Source organism: Burkholderia sp. RF2-non_BP3, assembly GCF_001522185.1.
Classification (GTDB): Bacteria; Pseudomonadota; Gammaproteobacteria; order Burkholderiales; family Burkholderiaceae; genus Burkholderia; species Burkholderia diffusa.
The window spans coordinates 15,857-37,606 of record NZ_LOSU01000033.1; the positions used below are offsets into that span (position 1 = coordinate 15,857).

Genomic DNA, 21,750 nt, shown 5'->3' on the forward strand with positions numbered 1-21,750 from the left:
CCAGTCACGCCGGCCGCTTCGACTCCGATTTGCTTCGGCATCCTGTGCGTTGTGCGGCGCGAGGACATCGCGTCGTCTTGCCACCGAGCCGACGCGTCGGCTGCGTCGCGCGTGCGGCCGGACCGCACCGCACGCGTCACACATCACGCATCGTTTGCGGCGCTGTCGCCGACATCGCCTTCGATCGCGGCCATCAGATCGTCGACGCTCACCATCAGCGCTCGAACCTGGCGCAGCGATTCGTACTGGTGCAGCACCGCGCGCCACGACGGCAGTTCCAGCAGCGCTTGCCACACGACGCCGAGGCCGTGCGGATCGGCATCCGCGTGCCGTGCCAGCGCGCTCGCGTATTCAAGACTCGCCGGCGCCGACAGCAGCTGCATCCGGCTCGCGGCACCCAGCAGGCGCGGCGCGGGATCTGCCGACGCATCGCAGCAATACAGCACCTCGCGCTGCAGTGCCGCGTCGTCGATCGTCAGCGCGTGCAGCGACGCGCCGTGCAGGCGTACCGCGCCTTCGCGCGTGTCGAACGCATAGACGGTGTCCGGATCGGCTTGCGCGAGCAGGCTCAGGCCGCGCAGCAGGCGCGGCAGGTCAGTGGTCGCGGCATCCGCGGATGCTTTCGCTTCGACGAGAAACAGGACGTGCCACGCGGCGGACGGATCGTCGCCCCGCGCGCGCGCCAGCAGCACCGCATCCCACTCGGTTTTCGCGCGGTCGTGCTTGCCGGGTATCGAGGCCGGCACGCGCATCGACGTGACCACGCGATACGTGCGGTGCGCGTCGCTCGCATCGAGCTGCGCGGCCAGGGCGTCGAGCGCCTGCGCGGCCAGCGCTTCGACGGCCGCGCCCCGCTGTTGCGACGAGACGCCTTGCGCGACGGCGAGCGCGCTGCCTTCGAGCGGCCCCTGGCGGCTCCACAGCGTGCGGTACCGCTGAACGTCCGGATCCGGCGACAGTGCATCGAGACGCTGCAGCCGGGCGAGCGCGGCGCTGTCCTTCAGTTTGGCGATGTCCTGTTCGAACGCGGTATCGGTCGCCATCTCCGGTTGCGCGAGCAGGTGACGCAGCGTGGCATCGAGGTCGTCCCACGACGCGGCGGCCGCGGCCGCATGCAGCCGTGCGAGCGGCTCGCGTTGCCATGCCTGTGCACGCCGTTCGAGCCGGGCCGGATGCGCGATCGTGTTGACGGCCGAGCGCAGCGTGCGCCGATCCTGCTCGGCATGCGCGGCGAGCGACGCGTATTCGCGCACGGCCGCGGCACCATGTCGAAGCACGGCGGCCTGGAATGCGGGGTCGCCGGATTGTGCGTCCATCGCGTCGCCGATCATCCGCGCGAGCGCGTCGATGAAGCGGCGTTGCAATGCCGGGGCGGGCGTGAGGCCGTCGGCCTGCATCCGGCGCGCTTCCTCGATCACGATGGCGATGATGGCGGCCGGGTTCGCGGCGTCGGTCAGCGACGCTGCGCGCACGAACGGCGGCAGCCGGTAGCGGCGATCGACGGTTCTCAGGACTTCGTCCAGCAGGGCAGGCAACGGTGTCGGCGGCATGGCGAATGACGGGAGAGGCACGCGGTCCGCGCGTGACGGGCGATGTGCAACGGTATCACGCAGTGCCCGCATGCTGCAGCGTGTGCTGCGGTTAAGCTGCCGTTCGCGTGGCGCACCACTGCGCGCGGACGACGAAACGCGCCGCGTTGCCCGTCGCCCGCCGCCGGACGTCAGGCCGTCAGCGTCACCGACAGGTTGCCGAGTTCGCCGAAGCGCACCGTCAGCGCATCGCCGAGCGGCACGTCGATCGCGCCCGCATACGAACCGGTCGTCACGATCTGGCCGGCACGCGCGCCGTCGCCGCGCGATGCGAGGAAATTGACCAGCCACACGAGCGGCTTGAGCGGATCGCCGTCCGGATGACGGCCGTCGATCGTGCGATTCAGCGCACCCTCGAACGACAGCGCGAGCGTCTCGAGCGGCGCGTTCAATCCGTCGGGCACGACGGGACCCACGCACAATCCCTGGTTGAACTGCCCGTCGGCGAGCAGTTCGAACTTCGACGCGCGCGCGGGCTCCGCATAACGGCAACCCAGCACCTCGAGCACGATGCGCACTTCGCGGATCGCGCCGCGCACGTCGTTCTCGTCGTATGGCTGCGCGCGGGCGGGCAGGTCGCGATCGAGCACGAACGCGATCTCCGGCTCGATCCGCACGATCGGGCCGCCGACGACGCGATACGGCGCATCGGCTTCGCGGATCGTCGACGCGAAGATCGGCGCGACGATCACGCGGTCGGGCGGCGGCAACGCACATTTCCATCCGCCGATGGCTTCGCCGAGCAGATCGGCGACGCGATGCTGGATCGCCAGCGCGGTATCGACGTTCTCGGGACGCAAGGCGTCGGGCAGCAGCGGGCCGGGCATGCCGGCATGGCGGGCGGCGACGAGATGCTGGGCGGCGCCGTCCACGCGTTCGGTAGTCGTTGTCATGTCGGTTGAGCGAGTTGAAAGTGGGCCGGCAAAAAAGGGCCGGACGAAGGTCGCAACGTCGATGATAGCGCCTTCGGCGCCAGGGCCGCCCGGTTGCGCGGCGCGGCCGCGCGGACGGCGCGCCGTTTTTGCGCGTGGCGCTTTGCCGCACGCCGCGTTTTTGGTGGATCTTGATCGCCGTCAAGCTTCGAACCGGCTGTCCGCCGATGATGGGGACATGGCCGCACGCGACCGCGCGCGGCAACTCACCCCAGCGAGGTTCGCATGTACAAGAAGATCATGGTGGCCGTCGACGGCAGCGCTTCGTCGAAACAGGCGCTTGCCGAGGCAGTGAAGGTGGCGGTGGCGGGCGATACGCACGTCAGCGTCGTGTACGTGGTCGACAAGTCGGTGCTGTTCACGTACGCGGGTCGTTTCGATCCGCACGCGCTCATCGAGGAAATCCGCGACGACGGGCGCAAGGTGCTGCGTGAAGCCGAACAGGTCCTCGCGCAGGCCGGCGCGAAGGGCGAGGCCGAACTCGTCGAAACCGAGAGCATCGGCGAGGACGTCGCGGAACGCCTGCAGCGTTATGTGAAGGAGCGCGGGATCGACCTCGCGGTGGTCGGCACGCACGGGCGGCGCGGCATCCGGCGTGTGCTGCTCGGGAGCGTCGCCGAGCGCTTCGTGCGTGGCTCGAAGTGCCCGGTGCTGCTGATTCGCGGCGACGATACCGGCGAGCCGGCTTCCGCCGCGGCAGCCTGACGCGGCGGCGCGCGATGATACGTCGTCAATACCGGATCGTCGTCGCGGCGATTGCCGTATTCGTGTCGCTCGCCGGGATGATGGCCGTGGTGACGGGGCTGCTGTTCGACGAAACGATCGCGCTGCGTGGCGGCGCGGTCGCGTTGATCGTCGGCGTGGCCGGCTTCGTCATCATGCTCAACCCGGGACCGAAGGGCGAGGGGTGACGCGCGGCACTTCCCCGGTTTCATGCAGGACCGGCACCGCAGCAGCACCGCCGGCCCGTCTTTCCGCGTCTCTCCGTCCGTCATGTCCGGCGCATTCGCGCCATCCTGCCCGGCCAGCATCTCCTCGCCGGCATCTCCCATCTCATCGATTCCGCATCAGGCAGCGCACGCTTCGATTGAATGACGCGTGCGTGCACGAGCACGCCGCTTCTCATCTCATCTCATCTCATCGCGGCGGTCGAGTCCTATCCTCGCCGCTTTCCTTCGGCGGCATGCCCGTATTTGATCCGGCCTGACACGGCAGCCGGTCGCGCGCATGCGGCCGCGACTCGTGCGTGATTGCATCGCGCCGCGAAAACGCGTGACGCCGCAACAATGCGGCTCGCATGCATAAACGCGTGATCGAGCGCCGGCCTGTAACCCGTCAAACCCTGACGCGAAAGTCCGGTGCCGAGCATGCCATTGGCACGCCTGTATCCATCCCCATTTCGCAACGATGCGTGCAGGTGCAACGACATCGTGATTTGTATCAAGTCGTGATATGTCGATCCGAAAGAGAATTCATTCGACCCGGACGCAAGGGATGGAAGCGAACGCAACGAGCCGAATGCCGACCGTCCCTCGCATCCGGGATATCACTTCCTTAAATATTCAGGGTCTGCCAAAAGACCGGAAAAAACGAGATCCCCATGAGCCATTTCCTGGATAGATTGCGTTATTTCTCCACCATGAGGCCAACCTTCTCCGACGGACACGGCGCCGTCACGGACGAGGACCGCAAATGGGAAGACGGCTATCGGCTGCGCTGGCAGCACGACAAGATCGTCCGTTCGACCCACGGGGTGAACTGCACGGGTTCGTGTTCGTGGAAGGTCTATGTGAAAGGCGGAATCGTCACCTGGGAAACCCAGCAGACCGATTACCCGCGCACGCGCCCCGACATGCCGAACCACGAACCGCGCGGCTGCTCGCGTGGCGCTTCGTACTCCTGGTATCTGTATAGCGCGAACCGCCTCAAGCATCCGATGGTGCGCAGCGCGCTGGTGAAGCTATGGCGCGAACGCCGCCGCACGCTCGCGCCGGTCGACGCATGGCGCTCGATCGTCGAGGACGACGACGCGCGGCGCTCGTACCAGCACCGGCGCGGGCTCGGCGGCTTCGTGCGCGCGAGCTGGGATGAGGTCAACGAGATCGTTGCGGCCGCAAACGTTTACACGGTCGAGCGGCACGGCCCCGATCGCGTCGTCGGCTTCTCCCCGATCCCGGCGATGTCGATGGTGTCGTATGCGGCAGGGTCGCGCTACCTGTCGCTGATCGGCGGCGTGTGCCTGAGCTTCTACGACTGGTATTGCGACCTGCCGCCCGCGTCGCCGCAGACCTGGGGCGAGCAGACCGACGTGCCGGAATCGGCCGACTGGTACAACTCGACGTTCATCATGATGTGGGGCTCCAACGTCCCGCAGACCCGCACGCCCGACGCGCACTTCCTCGTCGAGGCGCGCTATCGCGGCACGAAGGTCGTGTCGGTGTTCCCCGATTACTCGGAAGGCGCGAAGTTCGGCGATCTGTGGCTGCATCCGAAGCAGGGCACCGACGCGGCGCTCGCGCTCGCGATGGGTCACGTGATCCTGAAGGAGTTCCACCTCGCGGGTAAAAGCGACTATTTCATCGACTACTGCAAGCGCTATACCGACATGCCGGCGCTCGTGCGCCTCGTGCCGCACGGCGACGGCTACGTGCCCGAGCGTCTCGTGCGTGCGTCCGATTTCGACGACGCGCTCGACGAGGCCGCGCATCCGGAGTGGAAGACCGTGATGATCGACGACGCGACCGGGGAGTTCGTCGTGCCGGTCGGCTCGATCGGCTTCCGCTGGGGGCAGCAGGCCAAGGACGGAGCGAGCGACAAGGGCAAGTGGAACCTGCGCGGCGAGACGTCGAAGGGTGCGGCGCTGTCGCCGCGGTTGTCCTGCACGGCCGAGCACGACGACGTGGTCGACGTGCTGTTTCCGTACTTCGGCAACCAGCCGCACGCGCATTTCAACTCGACGCAGCACGGCTCCGAGCTGTCGCGCCGGATCGGCGTGCGGCGCGTCGCGACGCGCGACGGCGAGATGCTGGTCGCGACCGTCTACGACCTGTTCGTCGCGAACTACGGGCTCGACCAAGGGCTGGGCGGACGCGACGTGGCCGCGAGCTACGACGACGATCTTCCGTATACGCCGGCGTGGCAGGAAACGATCACGGGCGTGAAGCGCGCGGACGTGATCTCGGTCGCGCGGCAGTTCGCGGAGAATGCGCACAAGACGCAAGGCAAGTCGATGGTGATCATCGGCGCGGGGATCAACCACTGGTTCCACATGGACATGTCGTACCGCGCGATCATCAACATGCTGATCATGTGCGGATGCGTCGGCAAGCCGGGCGGCGGCTGGTCGCATTACGTGGGCCAGGAGAAGCTGCGTCCGCAGACGGGCTGGACCGCGCTCGCGTTCGCGCTCGACTGGAATCGGCCGCCACGCCACATGAACGCGACGTCGTTCTTCTACGCGCACACCGATCAGTGGCGCTACGACACGATGGACCCGGGCGCGCTGCTGTCGCCGCTCGCGGACAAGACGCAGTTCCACGGTTCGCCGATCGACTACAACGTGCGCGCCGAACGGATGGGCTGGCTGCCGTCCGCGCCGCAGCTCGCGGTGAATCCGCTGAAGGTCGGTGCAAGTCTCGGCGACCCCGCTCAGGCCGGCGCCGATGTCGCGCGGCAACTGAAGGCCGGCATGCTGCGGATGGCGTGCGAGGACCCGGATTCCCCCGACAACTTCCCGCGCAATCTGTTCGTGTGGCGTTCGAACCTGCTCGGTTCGTCGGGCAAGGGTCACGAGTATTTCCTGAAGCATCTGCTCGGCACGACCAACGGCGTGCAGGGCGACGACCTCGGCGCGACGGGCGGCGCGCGCCCCGAGGAAGTGAAGTGGCACGACGAAGCGCCGCGCGGCAAGCTCGACCTGCTCGTCACGCTCGATTTCCGGATGTCGACCACCTGCATGTATTCGGACGTCGTGCTGCCGACCGCGACGTGGTACGAGAAGGACGACATGAACACGTCCGACATGCACCCGTTCATCCATCCGCTGTCGGCGGCGGTCGATCCCGCGTGGGAATCAAAGAGCGACTGGGAGATCTTCAAGGGGATCGCGAAGCGCTTCTCCGAGCTGTGCGACGGGCATCTCGGCGTCGAACGCGACGTCGTGCTCGCGCCGATCGCGCACGATACGCCGGGCGAACTCGCGCAGCCGTTCGACGTGCAGGACTGGAATCGCGGCGAATGCGAGCCGGTGCCGGGCCGCACGATGCCGGCGGTGATCGCCGTCGAGCGCGATTATCCGAACACCTATGCGCGCTTCACGTCACTCGGCCCGCTGATGGACAAGCTCGGCAACGCGGGCAAGGGCATCGGCTGGGACACGAAGGACGAAGTGAAGCTGCTTGGCCAGCTCAACTACCAGGTTGCCGGCGGCGCCACGCAGGGGCGCCCGCGCATCGACACCGCGCTCGACGCAGCCGAGGTGATTCTCGCGCTCGCGCCGGAAACCAACGGCGAAGTCGCGGTGAAGGCATGGCGTGCGCTGTCGGGCATCACCGGCATCGACCACACGCACCTGGCCGCCGCGCGCGAGGACGAGAAGATCCGTTTCCGCGACATCCAGGCGCAACCGCGCAAGATCATCTCGTCGCCGACGTGGAGCGGGATCGAATCCGAACACGTGTCGTACAACGCCGGTTACGTGAACGTGCACGAGCTGGTGCCGTGGCGCACGCTGACGGGCCGTCAGCAGCTGTACCAGGATCACGCGTGGATGCGCGCGTTCGGCGAGTCGCTGTGCGTGTACAAGCCGCCGATCGACACGGGCAGCTACGCGCACATGGTCGGCAAGCGCTCGAACGGCAACCCCGAGCGTGTGCTGAACTTCCTGACGCCGCACCAGAAGTGGGGGATCCACAGCACATATACGGACAACCTGCTGATGCTGACGCTGTCGCGCGGCGGACCGATCGTGTGGATGTCGGAGGACGACGCGAAGGCGATCGGTGCCGTCGATAACGACTGGATCGAGTGCTACAACTCGAACGGCGCATTGTGCGCGCGGGCGGTCGTGAGCCAGCGGATTCCGTCCGGGATGGTGATGATGTACCACGCGCAGGAAAAGATCGTGAACACGCCGGGCTCCGAGATCACCGGCACGCGCGGCGGCATTCACAACTCGGTCACGCGCATCGCGCTGAAGCCGACCCACATGATCGGCGGCTACGCGCAGCTGTCGTACGGCTTCAACTATTACGGCACGGTCGGCTCGAATCGCGACGAGTTCCTGATCGTGCGGAAGATGAGCAAGATCGACTGGCTCGACGGCGAGGACATCGCGGTCGACCCGACAACACAGGCCGTACGGGATGGAGAAACGTCATGAAGGTACGCGCACAGATCGCGATGGTGCTGAACCTCGACAAGTGCATCGGGTGCCATACCTGCTCGGTGACCTGCAAGAACGTGTGGACCAGCCGCGAAGGGATGGAGTACGCGTGGTTCAACAACGTCGAGACGAAGCCGGGCATCGGCTATCCGAAGGACTGGGAGAATCAGGAGCGCTGGCGCGGCGGCTGGCAGCGTCGTGCCGACGGCAGGATCGAGCCGCGTCTGGGCGGCAAGTGGCGGCTGCTCGCACAGATTTTCGCGAACCCGCACCTGCCCGAGATCGACGATTACTACGAGCCGTTCACGTTCGACTACGGCCATCTTCAGGAAGCGGGCATCACGCGCGCGATGCCGGTCGCGCGACCGCGTTCGCTGATCAGCGGCCAGCGGCTCGAGAAGATCGAGTGGGGGCCGAACTGGGAGGAAATCCTCGGCGGCGAGTTCGAGAAGCGTGCGAAGGACACCAACTTCGAGTCGGTGCAGAAGGAGATCTACGGGCAGTTCGAAAACACTTTCATGATGTACCTGCCGCGCCTCTGCGAGCACTGCCTGAATCCGGCGTGCGTCGCGTCGTGCCCGTCGGGCTCGATCTACAAGCGCGAGGAAGACGGCATCGTGCTGATCGACCAGGACAAGTGCCGCGGCTGGCGCATGTGCGTGTCGGGTTGCCCGTACAAGAAGATCTACTACAACTGGCAGAGCGGCAAGGCCGAGAAGTGCATCTTCTGCTATCCGCGCATCGAGGCCGGCCAGCCGACCGTGTGTTCGGAAACCTGCGTGGGCCGCATCCGCTACCTCGGCGTGCTGCTGTACGACGCCGACAGGATCAGTGAAGCCGCGAGTGCGGAGAACGAGCAGGACCTGTACGAAGCGCAGCTATCGCTGTTCCTCGATCCGGAGGACCCGGCCGTGATCGCGCAGGCCGAGCGCGACGGCGTGCCGGCCGCGTGGCTCGACGCCGCGCGCCGCTCGCCGACCTACAAGATGGCGATCGACTGGAAGATCGCGTTCCCGCTGCATCCGGAATACCGGACGTTGCCGATGGTCTGGTACGTGCCGCCGCTGTCGCCGATCAACTCGGCCGCAAACAGCGGCGCGCTCGGGATGAACGGCTACCTGCCGGACGTCGAATCGCTGCGCATTCCGCTGCGTTATCTGGCGAACCTGCTGACGGCCGGCGACGAGGCGCCCGTGAAGCGCGCGCTCGAACGGCTGCTCGCGATGCGTGCGTTCATGCGCGCGCGTCACGTCGACGGCATCGATGCGCGCGGCGTGCTCGATCAGGTCGGTCTGTCGCTCGCACAGGTCGAGGAGATGTACCGCTATCTCGCGATCGCGAATTACGAGGATCGCTTCGTGATCCCGACGACGCACCGCGAGTATGCGGAGAACGCATACGACCTGCGCGCGTCGTGCGGCTTCTCGTTCGGCAACGGCTGTTCCGACGGCCGTTCGGAGGGCAGCCTGTTCAGTCCGAAGAAGGGCACGAAAACCATTCCGATCCACGAGGCGTCCCGATGAGCACCGCACCCGATCCGACCTATGCGGCGTTCGCGGCGCTGCTCGACTATCCCGACGAAGCGTTCGTCGACGTGCTCGATTCGATCGAAGCTCACCTGCGCGAAAACGTGCGCGTGCCGAAGGCGGTGCGCGCGGGCCTCGACCGCTTCTTCGCCTACGTGCGAGAGCGCGACCTGTTGACGCTGCAGGAGAACTATGTCGCGCTGTTCGATCGCGGTCGCGCGACGTCGCTGCATCTGTTCGAGCACGTGCACGGCGAATCGCGCGACCGCGGGCAGGCGATGGTCGACCTGCTGCAGATGTACGAGCGGCACGGGCTGACGTTGAACCCGGGCGAGCTGCCCGACTACCTGCCCGTGTTCCTCGAATACCTGTCGCGGCTGCCGGCGGCCGATGCGCGCAACCTGCTCGGCGAGACCGGCGAGATCCTGCGCGCGCTGGCCGGCCAGCTCGCGCAGCGCGGCAGCCATTACAGCGTCGTCGTCGGCGCGCTGCTGCCGATGGCCGGCCTCGCGCCGGTCGACGCACCCGCGGCCGCGGACGACGACGTCGCCGCCGAACGGCCGAGTGCCGACGACTATCGCGCGCTCGACGCGTCGTATGCGGACGAGGCGGTGCGCTTCGTCGGCGCGGCAACGCCGGCCGAGCAGACGGTGCGGTTCCACGACAAGCGGCCGGCCCGCGGCGCGTAAGCGCGGGCCCAACTGGGGAAAGACATGAACGCTTATTTGCATCAGTTCCTGTTCGGGATCTATCCGTACATCTGTCTCGCGGTGCTGCTGGTCGGCAGCCTGATCCGCTTCGACCGCGAGCAGTACACGTGGAAGAGCGATTCGTCGCAGCTTTTGCGCCACGGGATGCTGCGGCTCGGCAGCAACCTGTTCCACTGGGGCGTGCTGGTCGTCGTGCTCGGGCACTTCGGCGGCTTCCTCGCGCCGCACTGGCTCGTGTCGCCGTTCCTGTCGGCGTCCGGGCACCAGCTCGTCGCGATGGTGGCGGGCGGTGCGGCCGGCGTCGCGGCGATCATCGGGCTGACGATCCTGATCCGGCGACGCCTCGGCGACCCGCGCATCCGCAGGAACAGTCGCAAGTCCGACATCGTGATCGTGCTGATGCTGTGGGTGCAGCTCGCGCTCGGGCTCGGCACCGTCGTGTTGTCGACGCGCCACATGGACGGCGTGATGTTCGAGCAGCTCACCGACTACGTGAAGGGCGTCGTCACGTTCCGGCCGGACATCGCGAGTCTGCTGGCCGGCGTGCCGCTGACGTACCGGCTGCATATCCTGCTGGGCTTCACGATCTTCCTCGTGTCGCCGTTCACACGGATGGTGCACATCTGGAGCGGCATCGCGTCGGTCGCGTACCTGATCCGGCCGTACCAGCTCGTGCGCAAGCGCTGAGGAGGCCATATGAACGAGGTTATCTCCGAAATCGCGAGCGCGCCGCTGACGATCAACGGCATTGCGATCGACGATGCGGCCATCGCGGCCGAGGCCGCGCATCACGGCGACGCGCCCGATCCGCTCGACGCGGCACGGCATGCGCTCGCGGTGCGCGAATTGCTGCGGCAGCGCGCGGTGTCGCTCGCGCTGATCGACGCAGGCGCGTCGCTCGACGATGCGGCAGTCGACGCATTGCTCGAACGCGAGCTGACGCACGTGCCCGAACCGGATCGTGCCGATTGCGAGCGCTATTACGCGCAGCATCCGGCACGCTTTCGCCGCAACGACATCGTGTATGCAAGCCACGTGCTGTTCGCGGTGACCGACCGCGTGCCGCTCGCCCCGCTGCGGCAGCGCGCGGAACGCGCGCTCGCCGACGTGGTGGCCGCACCCGACACGTTCGAAGCGGTCGCGCGCGCGTCGTCGAACTGTCCGTCGGCGCAAGTCGGCGGCAGCCTCGGGCAGCTCCTGCGCGGCGACACCGTGCCGGAATTCGAGACCGCGCTGTTCGACACGGACGGGCTCGGCGTGTTACCGAAGCTCGTCAACACCCGCGTCGGCTTCCACATCGTGCGCATCGAGCGCCGCGTGCCGGGCGACGTGGTGCCGTTCGACGAGGCCGCCGGCCAGATCGCCGCGTACCTGTCGGAACGCGTGCGGCAGCGGGCGATGCGGCAGTACGTGGCGATACTCGCGGGCGGCGCGCGGGTCGAAGGCGTGACCTTCGACGGCGCGAGCGGGCCGCTCGTCCAATGAAACGAGGCTTTGTGTATGGCAACTCAACAAGGTAACGTCGGCCCGGCCGCGGACACGCAGGCCGTCCCGCTGCGTGCGTGGTCGGTGCTGGCTGCGAGCACGCTCGCGTTCATGGTGTGTTTCGTCGTGTGGATGATGTTCGGCGTGCTCGGCGTGCAGCTGCGCACCGATCTTGGCCTGAACAGCACGGAATTCGGGCTGCTCACGTCGACGCCCGTGCTGACCGGCGCGCTGATGCGCTTGCCGCTCGGCACGTGGACCGACCGCTTCGGCGGCCGCATCGTGATGACGGTGCTGCTCGTCGTGTGCGCGATTCCCGTCTACATCGTCAGCTATGCGACGCAGCTCTGGCAGTTCCTCGTGATCGGGCTGTTCCTCGGCTGCGTCGGCGCGTCGTTCGCGGTCGGCACGCCGTACGTCGCGCGCTTCTTCCCGCCGAAGCGGCGCGGGCTCGCGATGGGCGTGTTCGGTGCGGGCACGTGCGGCGCGGCGGTCAACCTGTTCGTCACGCCGCTGCTGCTGTCCGCGTATGGCTGGCGTTTCGTGCCGCGCGTCTACGCGGTTGCATTGCTCGTCACGGCCGCGATCTTCTGGGTCGCGTCGGCGCCCGATCCGGGGGCGGGCAAACGGGGCGGATCGATGCTCGACGCGTTCAAGGTGCTGCGCGATCCGCGCGTGTGGCGGCTCTGCCAGTATTACTCGATCACGTTCGGCGGTTTCACCGCACTGTCGCTGTGGATCCCGCAGTACCTGAAGAGCGAATACGGGATGTCGCTCGTGATGGCCTCCGCGTTCGCGGCCGGCTTCTCGTTGCCGGGCTCCGTGCTGCGCGCGCTCGGCGGCGCGCTGTCCGACCGCTTCGGCGCGCATGCGGTCACCTGGTGGGGGCTGTGGGTCGCGTGGATCTGCCTGTTCCTGCTGTCGTATCCGGCGACCGACTTCGTGATTCACACGATCGACGGCACCGCGTCGCTGAATCTGTCGATGCCGGTGGCAGGCTTCGTCGCGCTGACCTTCGTGCTCGGTGCGGTGTTCGCGTTCGGGATGGCGTCGACCTTCAAGTACGTCGCCGACGATTTCCCGGACAACATGGGCGTCGTCACGGGCATCGTCGGCCTCGCGGGCGGGCTCGGCGGCTTCCTGCTGCCGATCCTGTTCGGCTTGCTGCTCGACCTGCTGCGCGTGCGCACGACCTGCTTCATGTTCCTGTACGGGATCGTCTGGGTGTCGCTGATTCTGATCTATCTGTCCGAGGTGCGGCGTACGCCCGTGACGGGCTGAGCGTTCGTGCGCGATGCCGGTAGCCGCCGGCGTCGCGCACGCATCTTGCAGCGCGCCGGGCGTTTTCGAGCGTCCGCAGTTCTGTCAAACTGGCGCCCATGACACCGCGCCTCGCCTTACCGCCTTCCTCCGATTCCTCACCTGCACCCGCGGGCTATCCCGACGCCGACGAACTGGCCGCGCTGCGCGCGTGGTACGCGGGTATGACCGTGCGTCAGGCGGTCGAACGCTATCTGCCCGACCGGCTCGGCGAAGGGCGGTCGGCGCGCGGCGTGATCGGCGGGATTCGTCGCCGCCTCGTGCGTGTCGCGCGGCAGGTCGGGCGGCCCGATCTCGCGGAGCAGCTCGCGCATGCCGACAGCGCGCGCGTCCAGATGGCGAAGGCCGCGACCGATGCGATCGGCCTGCTGCGCCATGCGCGTGCGCCGGTGCCGCAAATCAGCGATGACATCGGCTTGTGGCTGCCCGCACGCGCGGTCGTCGCGCTGCGTGCGCACGGGATCGCGACGCTCGCCGACCTGACCGTGCGGATTCCGCGGCGGCGTCAGTGGTGGCGCGCAATAGCGGGGCTCGGCATGGCGAGCGCGCGGCATATCGAGGCGTTCTTTTCCGCGCACCCGGACCTGACCGAGCGGGCGCGCGCGCTGATCGCGGCGACCCCGCGCAGCGCCATCGTGCCGTGGGAGCAACTGAAGCTGCCGCACGAGGTCGACGGGTCGGCCGGCACGTTCCGCGCGCCGCGCGCGACCAGCACGCTCGACGCGGACAACGATTACGCAGCCGTGCACGCTTGGCTGTCGCTGCACGAATCGGCCGCGACGCGCCGCGCGTACCGGAAGGAGGCCGAGCGCTTGATCCTATGGGCGATCGTCGAGCGCGGGCGTGCGCTGTCGTCGCTGACCACCGAGGATGCGGTCGCGTATCGCGCGTTCCTGCGCAACCCGACGCCGCACGAACGCTGGATCGGCCCGGTGCGGCCGCGCGGCGCGCCGGACTGGCGGCCGTTTTCGGGCGGATTGTCCGCGCGTTCGGCCGCGTACACGCTGTCGGTCCTCGGCGCGCTGTTCCGCTGGCTGATCGAGCAGCGCTATCTGCTCGCGAATCCGTTCGCGGGCGTCAAGGTGCGCGATACGCGCGGCGCGAATGCGCTCGACACGTCGCATGCGTTCACCGAAGGCGAGTGGTTGCTCGTGCGCACGATCGCGGACGGGCTCGAGTTTCGCAAGGGCAAGCCGTCCGGCGCATCGCAGTCCGGCTGGACGCCGGTGGCCGCGCAACGGCTGCGCTTCATTCTCGATTTCGGCTATGCGACCGGGCTGCGTGCGAGCGAACTGGTCGGCGCGACGCTCGGCGACATCGAAACGGACGCGCACGGCGATGCGTGGCTGAAAGTGATCGGCAAGGGCAGCAAGGCCGCGCGCGTCGCGCTGCCGCCGCTCGCGCGCACGGCGCTCGATCGTCATCTGGTCGCTCGGCGGCTGCCGGTGACGCCGGTGCGCTGGCGTCCCGATACGCCGCTGATTCCGAGCCTTGCGGAAGACGGGGCGGCCGGAATCACGAGCGTGCGGCTGTGGAAGGTGATGCAGCGTTTCTTCACGCAGACGGCCGCGCTCGTCGACGACGACAACCCGGCGCTCGCGCAGAAGTTGCGCCAGGCGAGCCCGCACTGGATGCGTCATACCCATGCGACGCATGCGCTCGCGCGCGGCGCGGAGCTGACGACGGTGCGCGACAACCTGCGGCATGCGTCGATCTCGACGACGTCGATTTATCTGCACGGCGACGACGTGAAGCGGGCGCGGCAGATGTCGAGTGCGTTTTCGGCTGACAAATGAGCAGGACGCACGCGTGATCGCGTGGGATTCGAACGGAACGGCACCGCGTCGGTGACGGTCAGAAGGGTTATTCGGTAACGGAGCGGATGGATGGCATCGAGTCAGGGAACCGTCGATTTCGTCGTCGAGCAGATGGCTGCGGCGGGCACGGTATCGGCCCGCAAGATGTTCGGCGAATACGGCATCTACTGCGACGGCAAGATGGTCGCGCTGGTGTGCGACGACCGGTTGTTCGTCAAGCCGACGCCTGACGGGCGTGCGTTTCTCGGCACCTGCGACGAAGCGCCACCGTATCCGACGGCGAAACCGCATCTCGTCATCGGAGGCGAGCGCTGGGACGACCGCGAATGGCTGTCGACGTTGATCCGGATCACTGCTGCGCAACTGCCGGTGCCTGTGAAGCGTGGTCGATAGCGGCCGGCGTATTCTGTGAAACATGTGCGCGACCACCGCGTCACCTGCTGGAGCACAAGAATGGAGACATCCCCACATCCGCAAGCACCGCGCTACGCGCGCCGCGCATGGCACGCGCTCGTCGCGGCCCTGTGCCTCGGCTGGAGCGCGCTGTCGTTCGGCGCGGACGGCGCGGCGGCGCTGCTCGACCGCTATCACAGCCTCGGCGAGCAACTGAAGAACAACTCGTTCCATCGCCCGCTGTACCTCGAATCGTCCGAGGCGTCTTCGTCGCTGAAGGGCGACATCTACGCGGTCGTCGACTATCCGTTCTCCGTCGTGAACGGCAAGCTCAACGACCCCGCGCAAGGCCCCGCGAACTGGTGCGCGGTGCTGATCCTGCACCTGAACACGAAGTACTGTCGTGCGTCGACCGGCAGCGACGGCCCGGTGCTCGACGTGAACCTCGGTCGCAAGATCGAGCAGAAGCTGTCGGATACCTATCGCGTGCAGTTCCGCTACCGCGTGGCCGCCGCGACACCCGACTATTTCCAGGTCGACCTGGCTGCCGACAGCGGCCCGATGGGCACGAAGGACTACCGGATCGTGCTGGAAGCGGTGCCGGTCGGCGGATTGCGCACGTTCCTCCACCTCACGTATTCGTACGGCTTCGGCGCGGTCGGCCGCATGGCGATGAAGACCTACCTCTCGACGGTCGGCAGCGACAAGGTCGGGTTCACGGCAGCCAGTGGCGCATCGGCGGCGCAGCCGCAGTACATCGGCGGCGTGCGCGGATTGCTCGAGCGCAACACGATGCGCTACTACCTCGCGATCGACACGTATCTCGCGACGCTCGACAAGCCGCTCGACCAGCGCCTTGGACGCTGGTTCGACGCGACCGAGCAGTATCCGAAGCAACTGCACGAAGTCGAGCGCGGCGCGTATCTGCAGATGAAAGCGCAGGAGGTGCAGCGGCAACAGGCGGAGCGATGACGCCGCCCGTTGCCGGGCTGCCCGGCGTCGATCAGTTCGACGCGCCGCCGACCGTGCGAATGCTGTGCCACTGCCCCTGTTCGACGCGGAACAACGTGTAGGGCGGCTTGATCAGGTCGCCGCGCTCGTCGAACGAGATCTTCCCCGTCACACCCGCGACCGACACGCCCGGCAGGCTCGCGACGATCTTGCCGCGGTCGACCGAATCGGCCTTGCGGATCGCCGCGATCATCGCGAGCGCCGCGTCGTACGCGAACGGCGCATACAGCTCGATCTTGCCGGATGCCGCAGACGCGACCGCGAGCTGCGCGACCACACGGTACCGCCTTCGAATCCCCGGCCACCGCATCCATTTCCCAGCCCCGGCGTCAAATCGTAAGACGTACAGTTCGCCCGAAGTCGCGAATTCGCGCCGAACTGTACTCTTGTGTGCATATCCGATGTGTGTACTCCACATCAACTGTTCTGCTCTTACGATTCCATCATCAAGTGCACAGTGCCGCAGGCCCAGACATCACGGGCCTGACGGCGCATCTTCAAAAGCGAGCCACGACGATGGAAAAGGCAAAACCGGAGGGAGCAATCAGGCATCACGACAGCCCGGTCGGCGGGCGGCACATGCGCGGATCGGGCGTGCGCAGGCCGGCGGAGAGCACGCGATGAAGCTCTACGAAAAACTCGCGGACGACATCGAACGCCTGATCCGCCAGGGCGTGTACCGGCACGGCGACCGGATTCCGTCGGTGCGGCAGGCGAGCCAGCAGCACCGGATCAGCATCACGACCGTGCTGCACGCATATCTGCTGCTCGAAAGCCGCGGACTGCTGGAAAGCCGTCCGCAGTCGGGCTACTTCGTGAACCTGCGTCGCGACGACAACCACGCGCCGGTGCGCGAACTGCGGCCGTCGAAGCCGATCGCGATTTCGTCGTCGGTCGACATGAGCCGGCTCGTCCTGTCGACGCTGCGCTCGATCGGCACCGACGATGCGGTGCCGCTCGGTTCGCCGTATCCGGACCCGAGCCTCTTTCCGTTCGAGAAGCTGAACCGCTACGCGTATGCGGCCGGCCGGGACAAGTCGCTGTGGGGCGTGACCGACGGGCTGCCGCCCGGCCATCCGCGTCTGATCCGGCAGATCGCACGACGCTACCTGGAAAACGGGATGTCGGTCGATCCGAACGAGATCATCGTGACGGTCGGTGCGACCGAGGCGATCAACCTGTGCCTGCAGGCGGTCGCGAAACCGGGCGACACGATCGCGGTCGAGTCGCCGACGTTCTACGCGATGCTGCACGCGATCGAGCGGATGGGGATGAAGGCGATCGAGGTCGCGACGCATCCGGAATACGGGATCGATATCGCCGCGCTGGCGGCGATCGCAAAGTCGCAGCCGATCGCCGCGTGCATGGTGATGCCGAATTTCCAGAATCCGCTGGGCTTCCAGATGCCCGACGAGCGCAAGCGCGAACTGGTGGAATTCGCGACTCGCGTCGACATGCCGCTCATCGAGAACGGTGTGTATAACGAACTGTATTTCGGCGAGTCGCATCCGAGCACGCTGAAGTCCTGCGATCGCAACGGAATCGTGCTGCATTGCGCATCGTTCTCGAAGAGCCTGACGGCGGCTTACCGGGTTGGCTGGGCGTTGCCGGGCCGGTATCGCGATCAGGTCGAGAAGCTGAAGTTCCTGAACACGCTGGCCACGCCGTCGCTGCCGCAGCTCGCGATCGCCGAGTTTCTCGAACGCGACGGCTACGAGCATCACCTGCGACGCTTGCGCAAGGCATATGCGCAGCAGGCGAACCTGATGCGCGCGATGGTGTCGCGATTCTTCCCGGAAGGCACGCGCATCTCGAGCCCGGCCGGCGGCTACGTGCTGTGGGTCGAGTTGCCGGCGCAGGTCGACGCGATGCGGCTGTATCAGCTCGCGCTGGAGCAGGGAATCACGATCGGCCCCGGCTACATGTTTTCGATCACCGACAACTACCGGAACTTCATCCGGCTGAACTACAGCAGCGCGTGGTCGCCGGAGATCGAGCAGGCGGTGATCGCGGTCGGGAAGCTCGCGGCGTCGTGCATGCGCTAAGGCTGGCGGCGTCGGTGGCGTGGGTCGCATTGCGCTCGGCGCGTCCATGGCGCGCGGCGTTGAGCGTCGCCGCCGCCGCGAACGTGTTGCAGGCAGAAGTCGCGTGCGGCCGGCTTTGTGGGGAAGCGGTGAGCGCGCTGCTGACGGAGGGCGCATCCGCCGTCACGCGTGTCGCGAGTCGCGCGTCGGATGACAGCCCGCGCCTGTCCGCGCGGGAAATCGACGTGCTGCGCGCGATTTCGCGCCCTGCATCACGGCCGGTTGCGTTCGGTGCCGAACGTCGCTCGGGCGTGGGAACGGGTAGCGGGGCGCCCCGCGGGTGTCCGCCCGAGCGAGATGCCCAATCCCGCGCCGATGCTCAGGAAGAACGCGATACCGAGAATCGCGACGATGAACGCGTGCGCGATCGCAGCGGGATCCTGACGCGAGCCGAGGACCGTATAGAAAATTCCGCCGATGATCGCGACGCTGAGCGACGTGCTGACCTGCAGGGTCGAACTGGCGATGCCGGCGATCATGCCCGACAGCGCCGGTGCGACACGGCCTGTGACCATTCGCATCAGCGTCGGCAGCGCGAGCCCTTGCCCGAAACCGATGATGAACAGAACGGCGGCAAGCGGGATCGTGGCGAGCGGCATGCCGAGCGGCGTCGCGGCGATCAACCAGGCCAGGCCGACGAGGCCGACGACCTCGAGGCCCATGCCGAACGGATTGACGTACGCGCCGAGAACGCGTGAGCAGTGCGGCGTCGACAGCGGCCCCAGCAGAAAGCCCACGCCGAACGGCAGGAACACGAGGCCCGCGCTCAGCGCATCGACGTGCAACGCGCTTTGCAGATAGATCGAAAACAGCAGGAAGAACGCGCCGATCGAGTACAGCAACAGCGCGATCAGCAGCGCGCGGCCCAGCCCCGGCGCGCGCAGCGCGGCCGGATCGAGCAGCGGGGCGCCGCCGCTGCGGGCGAGCCGGCTCTCGTAGCGCCAGAACAACCATGCGAGCGCCGGTACCGCCATCAGCGACATCCAGGCCAATAGCGGCCAGCCTGCGGCACGCCCTTCGATCAACGGCACGACCAGCGCGCCGAGCGTTGCCATCGACAGCGCCGTGCCGCCGAGGTCGAGCTTGCGTGCATGCTGCGCGCGCGTTTCCTTCAGCAGCGGGATGCCGAACAGCACGACCAGGATCGCCAGCGGCAGGTTGACGAGGAAGATCGTCCGCCAGCCGAGATTGAATAGATTCAGCGAAATCAGGATGCCGCCCAGTGCCTGCCCGACGACCGCGGCGAGGCCGAAGACCGCGCCATAAAGGCTGAGCGCGAGCGGCTTTTCCGATTCGGGGAAGATCGCCTGGATCGACGCGAGCGCCTGCGGCGCCATGACGGCCGCCGTCAGCCCCTGCAACGCCCGGCCCGCGATCAGTGTCCACGGCGAACTCGCGAGGCCGCATAGCGCAGATGCCGTCGCGAATCCGATCAGTCCGAGAAAGAACATGCGCCCCCGCCCGAACAGGTCTCCCAGCCGGCCGCCGGTAATCAGCGTTACGGCGTACAGGCCGGCGTACGACGAGATGACGAATTGCTCGGACGAAGACGACGCGCCCAATTCCCCCCGGATCGACGGCAGCGCGACATTGACGATGAAGAAGTCCAGCGGAGGCAGGAATGCGCCGACGAGCAGGACCGAGAACATTGCCCAGCGGCGCGGGTCCGGCGAGACGGAATCGTTGCGGGTCATGGGTGAGCCTCCATATGGGACCAATCAGTTCCAAATTGGCCAAAAAAATTAATCGAGAACGCGCATCGTGTTGTCGACCAGCGCGAGCATGTCCGCTTCCGATACGCCGGTTTTGCCCAGCACGCGCATTCCCTCGACCTGACAGACCAGGAAACGCGCGAGCGCCTGTTCGTCGCGTTCGGCCATCTCGCCGCTAGCCTGCCCGCGCACGATCGCGCCGGCATAAAGCTGCTGCAAACGCCGGAACATGCGTGCCGTGCGTTCCGCGACATCCGGATCGCGGGCCGCCATTTCGGTAGTCATCGCGATCGCGAGGCATCCGCGTCGGCCCGCCTCGCCGACGGAAAGGCGCGCATAGCGCAGCAGCGAATCGCGAATGGCGTCCTTCACCGTGCCGGGCTGCGACAGGATGTCGGCGGTTGCCTTGAGCCCGTCGGCCATATACAGGTCCAGCGCCGCCAGCAGCAGCCCTTTCTTGTCGCCGAACGCCTTGTAGAGGCTGCCGCGCGACAAGCCGGTGCCGGCAATCAGATCCGGCAGCGACGCGCCTTCGTAGCCGCGGTCCCAGAAGACTTGCATCGCGTCGCGCGCGGCATCGTCCAGTTCGAATTCGCGCGGACGTCCAAGACCGGTCGGATGTGCCATGGGTGAGATCTCCTGCAATTTGGCGTCAGTATATGGACTGATCAGTTCCTATGTCAACGCGTGGATCCGGCCGGGGAGGGGGATCAACGCCTTGGGACGATCGTGCGGGCAACCCATCCTCGATCGAACCGGGACGGGCAAAAAAGGCTATTCGTGGATTTCCGTGGTCGTCGCTTGTCGACCCGAAGCGGCCCTTCAGATTCATCCAAAGCGGCCAATCGTTGTGACCTGCGGCGGGATTTTGTAGTCACGCTCGATGAGTATCTTGGCCTCGGCGCGACTGCGGAATCATTCCCGATTAAATCGCTTCTCGCGCAGCGTGCCGTTGGAACCTTCAACGGAGTCGTTCTGCCAAGGGCGGCAAGAACGGACACAGCGTGTACGATCTGGTCTTCAAGAAAACCATCCAAGGAGAGTGGAATGAATCCGGAACAGGCCCGAGCCGAAGAAACCCAGGCGATGGAGCGCATGGTGGCCGCCACGCTGCGCGTGCAGAGTACGTTCGCCTCGATGCAGAAGCAATTTCCGCCGCAAGGCAGCGGCGAGCCTTCGCCGTTCGCGCTGCAAACCTTTGATGCCGCCCTGCAGGAACTTGAAGACGCACAGGCCGCGTTCGATGCGCTGCTGAACGATCTGATCGACGGTAACCGCTAAAGGCTACGCCCTTATCTGCACCGATTGTCGACGATCTAAAAAGCTGTGTCGAACGGCCGTTTCTGGCCGGCAATTGCTCGAAGCTGCCTACCGTGACCGACTTGCAAGGAAGCTGGGCCGACGCCTATGCATTGATCACTTGCGGTCCAAATACGCGACCTGACGCTCATACCAAGCTTGCGGATATGGGAGAAGATCGCCGTCGGCTTGGGACGTGTACTTTCCATAGCCGACGAATTCGTAATAAACGCACATCGCCTCCGCATGTGACGATGCCCAAAACGTCCATATCCATTCGCTACCCGGCTCATTGAGAGCCCGGGCAGCATCTCCGTCCGGTCCATGGGCAATGCATGCGGGAAGAGCGTTGCCGAACTCGTCCGGGCAGAGCCAAACCTCGTGCAGGTAGCCCAGTGTCTTCCTCATCCAGTACGAGCTCCAAGGAAATTCCTATACCGCCCCGAATTGTCGACGATTTTCTTCGGAAGGTCGAATGGCTGAAACTGG

General features: G+C 66.6%; 18 protein-coding genes and 1 pseudogene. 13 read left to right on the plus strand and 6 right to left on the minus strand.

The annotated features are described in order from the left end of the window. Positions 1 to 143: 143 nt before the first annotated feature. The gene (locus tag WS45_RS16360) at positions 144 to 1,550 is read right to left on the minus strand and encodes a hypothetical protein (RefSeq protein WP_059700757.1); all 1,407 of its coding nucleotides are present in this window, start codon (positions 1,548 to 1,550) and stop codon (positions 144 to 146) included. A gap of 170 nt (positions 1,551 to 1,720) precedes the next feature. After that, positions 1,721 to 2,482, minus strand: a complete 762-nt coding sequence (locus WS45_RS16365; protein WP_059700758.1) for a 2-keto-4-pentenoate hydratase — start codon at positions 2,480 to 2,482, stop codon at positions 1,721 to 1,723. Positions 2,483 to 2,746: 264 nt separating this feature from the next. On the opposite strand from WS45_RS16365, the gene WS45_RS16370 reads away from it, so the two are divergent. From WS45_RS16370 to WS45_RS16420, 11 genes are all read left to right on the plus strand, one after another. Continuing rightward, positions 2,747 to 3,226, plus strand: coding sequence for a universal stress protein (locus WS45_RS16370; protein ID WP_059692769.1), 480 nt, complete (start codon positions 2,747 to 2,749; stop codon positions 3,224 to 3,226). A 14-nt stretch (positions 3,227 to 3,240) separates the two neighbouring features. Next, positions 3,241 to 3,432, plus strand: a complete 192-nt coding sequence (locus WS45_RS16375; RefSeq protein ID WP_059537270.1) for a DUF2964 family protein — start codon at positions 3,241 to 3,243, stop codon at positions 3,430 to 3,432. 689 nt (positions 3,433 to 4,121) lie between these two features. After that, positions 4,122 to 7,901 carry a nitrate reductase subunit alpha gene (locus WS45_RS16380; protein WP_059700759.1) on the plus strand — a complete coding sequence of 1,260 codons (3,780 nt, stop codon included), beginning with the start codon at positions 4,122 to 4,124 and terminating at the stop codon, positions 7,899 to 7,901. Next, entirely contained in the window at positions 7,898 to 9,427 is a 1,530-nt protein-coding gene (narH, locus tag WS45_RS16385; RefSeq protein WP_059700760.1) for a nitrate reductase subunit beta, read from the plus strand. Before WS45_RS16380 ends, narH begins: the two co-directional genes overlap by 4 nt. Beyond that, on the plus strand, positions 9,424 to 10,119 hold the full coding sequence (gene narJ / locus WS45_RS16390) for a nitrate reductase molybdenum cofactor assembly chaperone (protein WP_059700761.1): 696 nt from the start codon (positions 9,424 to 9,426) through the stop codon (positions 10,117 to 10,119). Before narH ends, narJ begins: the two co-directional genes overlap by 4 nt. 24 nt (positions 10,120 to 10,143) lie before the next feature. Further along, the gene (gene narI, locus WS45_RS16395) at positions 10,144 to 10,827 is read left to right on the plus strand and encodes a respiratory nitrate reductase subunit gamma (RefSeq protein ID WP_059700762.1); all 684 of its coding nucleotides are present in this window, start codon (positions 10,144 to 10,146) and stop codon (positions 10,825 to 10,827) included. Positions 10,828 to 10,836: 9 nt separating this feature from the next. Continuing rightward, entirely contained in the window at positions 10,837 to 11,625 is a 789-nt protein-coding gene (locus WS45_RS16400; RefSeq protein WP_059700763.1) for a peptidylprolyl isomerase, read from the plus strand. A 15-nt stretch (positions 11,626 to 11,640) separates the two neighbouring features. Beyond that, the gene (locus WS45_RS16405) at positions 11,641 to 12,906 is read left to right on the plus strand and encodes an MFS transporter (RefSeq protein WP_059700764.1); all 1,266 of its coding nucleotides are present in this window, start codon (positions 11,641 to 11,643) and stop codon (positions 12,904 to 12,906) included. Positions 12,907 to 13,004: 98 nt separating this feature from the next. Continuing rightward, positions 13,005 to 14,741, plus strand: a complete 1,737-nt coding sequence (locus WS45_RS16410; RefSeq protein WP_059700765.1) for a site-specific integrase — start codon at positions 13,005 to 13,007, stop codon at positions 14,739 to 14,741. 90 nt (positions 14,742 to 14,831) lie between these two features. After that, complete coding sequence (locus WS45_RS16415; RefSeq protein ID WP_059605872.1) at positions 14,832 to 15,155, plus strand: TfoX/Sxy family protein; 324 nt, start codon at positions 14,832 to 14,834, stop codon at positions 15,153 to 15,155. Positions 15,156 to 15,215: 60 nt separating this feature from the next. Further along, the gene (locus WS45_RS16420) at positions 15,216 to 16,127 is read left to right on the plus strand and encodes a hypothetical protein (protein WP_059700766.1); all 912 of its coding nucleotides are present in this window, start codon (positions 15,216 to 15,218) and stop codon (positions 16,125 to 16,127) included. A 31-nt stretch (positions 16,128 to 16,158) separates the two neighbouring features. Here the strand turns inward: WS45_RS16420 and WS45_RS16425 are convergent. Next, positions 16,159 to 16,401: pseudogene (locus WS45_RS16425) on the minus strand (branched-chain amino acid ABC transporter substrate-binding protein); the annotation flags it as partial. A gap of 385 nt (positions 16,402 to 16,786) precedes the next feature. On the opposite strand from WS45_RS16425, the gene WS45_RS16430 reads away from it, so the two are divergent. Then, entirely contained in the window at positions 16,787 to 18,211 is a 1,425-nt protein-coding gene (locus WS45_RS16430) for an aminotransferase-like domain-containing protein (protein WP_059700768.1), read from the plus strand. A gap of 251 nt (positions 18,212 to 18,462) precedes the next feature. Here the strand turns inward: WS45_RS16430 and WS45_RS16435 are convergent, their stop codons facing one another. Together WS45_RS16435 and WS45_RS16440 are read right to left on the minus strand one after the other, a co-directional pair. After that, the gene (locus WS45_RS16435; protein WP_059700769.1) at positions 18,463 to 19,944 is read right to left on the minus strand and encodes an MFS transporter; all 1,482 of its coding nucleotides are present in this window, start codon (positions 19,942 to 19,944) and stop codon (positions 18,463 to 18,465) included. Between the two features lie 48 nt (positions 19,945 to 19,992). After that, positions 19,993 to 20,589: a TetR/AcrR family transcriptional regulator gene (locus tag WS45_RS16440; protein ID WP_059692800.1), complete on the minus strand. Its 597-nt coding sequence runs from the start codon at positions 20,587 to 20,589 to the stop codon at positions 19,993 to 19,995. A 420-nt stretch (positions 20,590 to 21,009) separates the two neighbouring features. Between WS45_RS16440 and WS45_RS16445 the strand changes: the two genes are divergently transcribed. Then, a complete protein-coding gene (locus WS45_RS16445; RefSeq protein WP_011549124.1) occupies positions 21,010 to 21,243 on the plus strand; it encodes a hypothetical protein in 234 nt (77 codons plus the stop codon). Positions 21,244 to 21,378: 135 nt separating this feature from the next. Here WS45_RS16445 and WS45_RS16450 read toward each other — a convergent pair whose 3' ends face one another. Then, positions 21,379 to 21,669, minus strand: coding sequence for a hypothetical protein (locus WS45_RS16450; protein WP_059692804.1), 291 nt, complete (start codon positions 21,667 to 21,669; stop codon positions 21,379 to 21,381). Between the last annotated feature and the right edge of the window lie 81 nt (positions 21,670 to 21,750).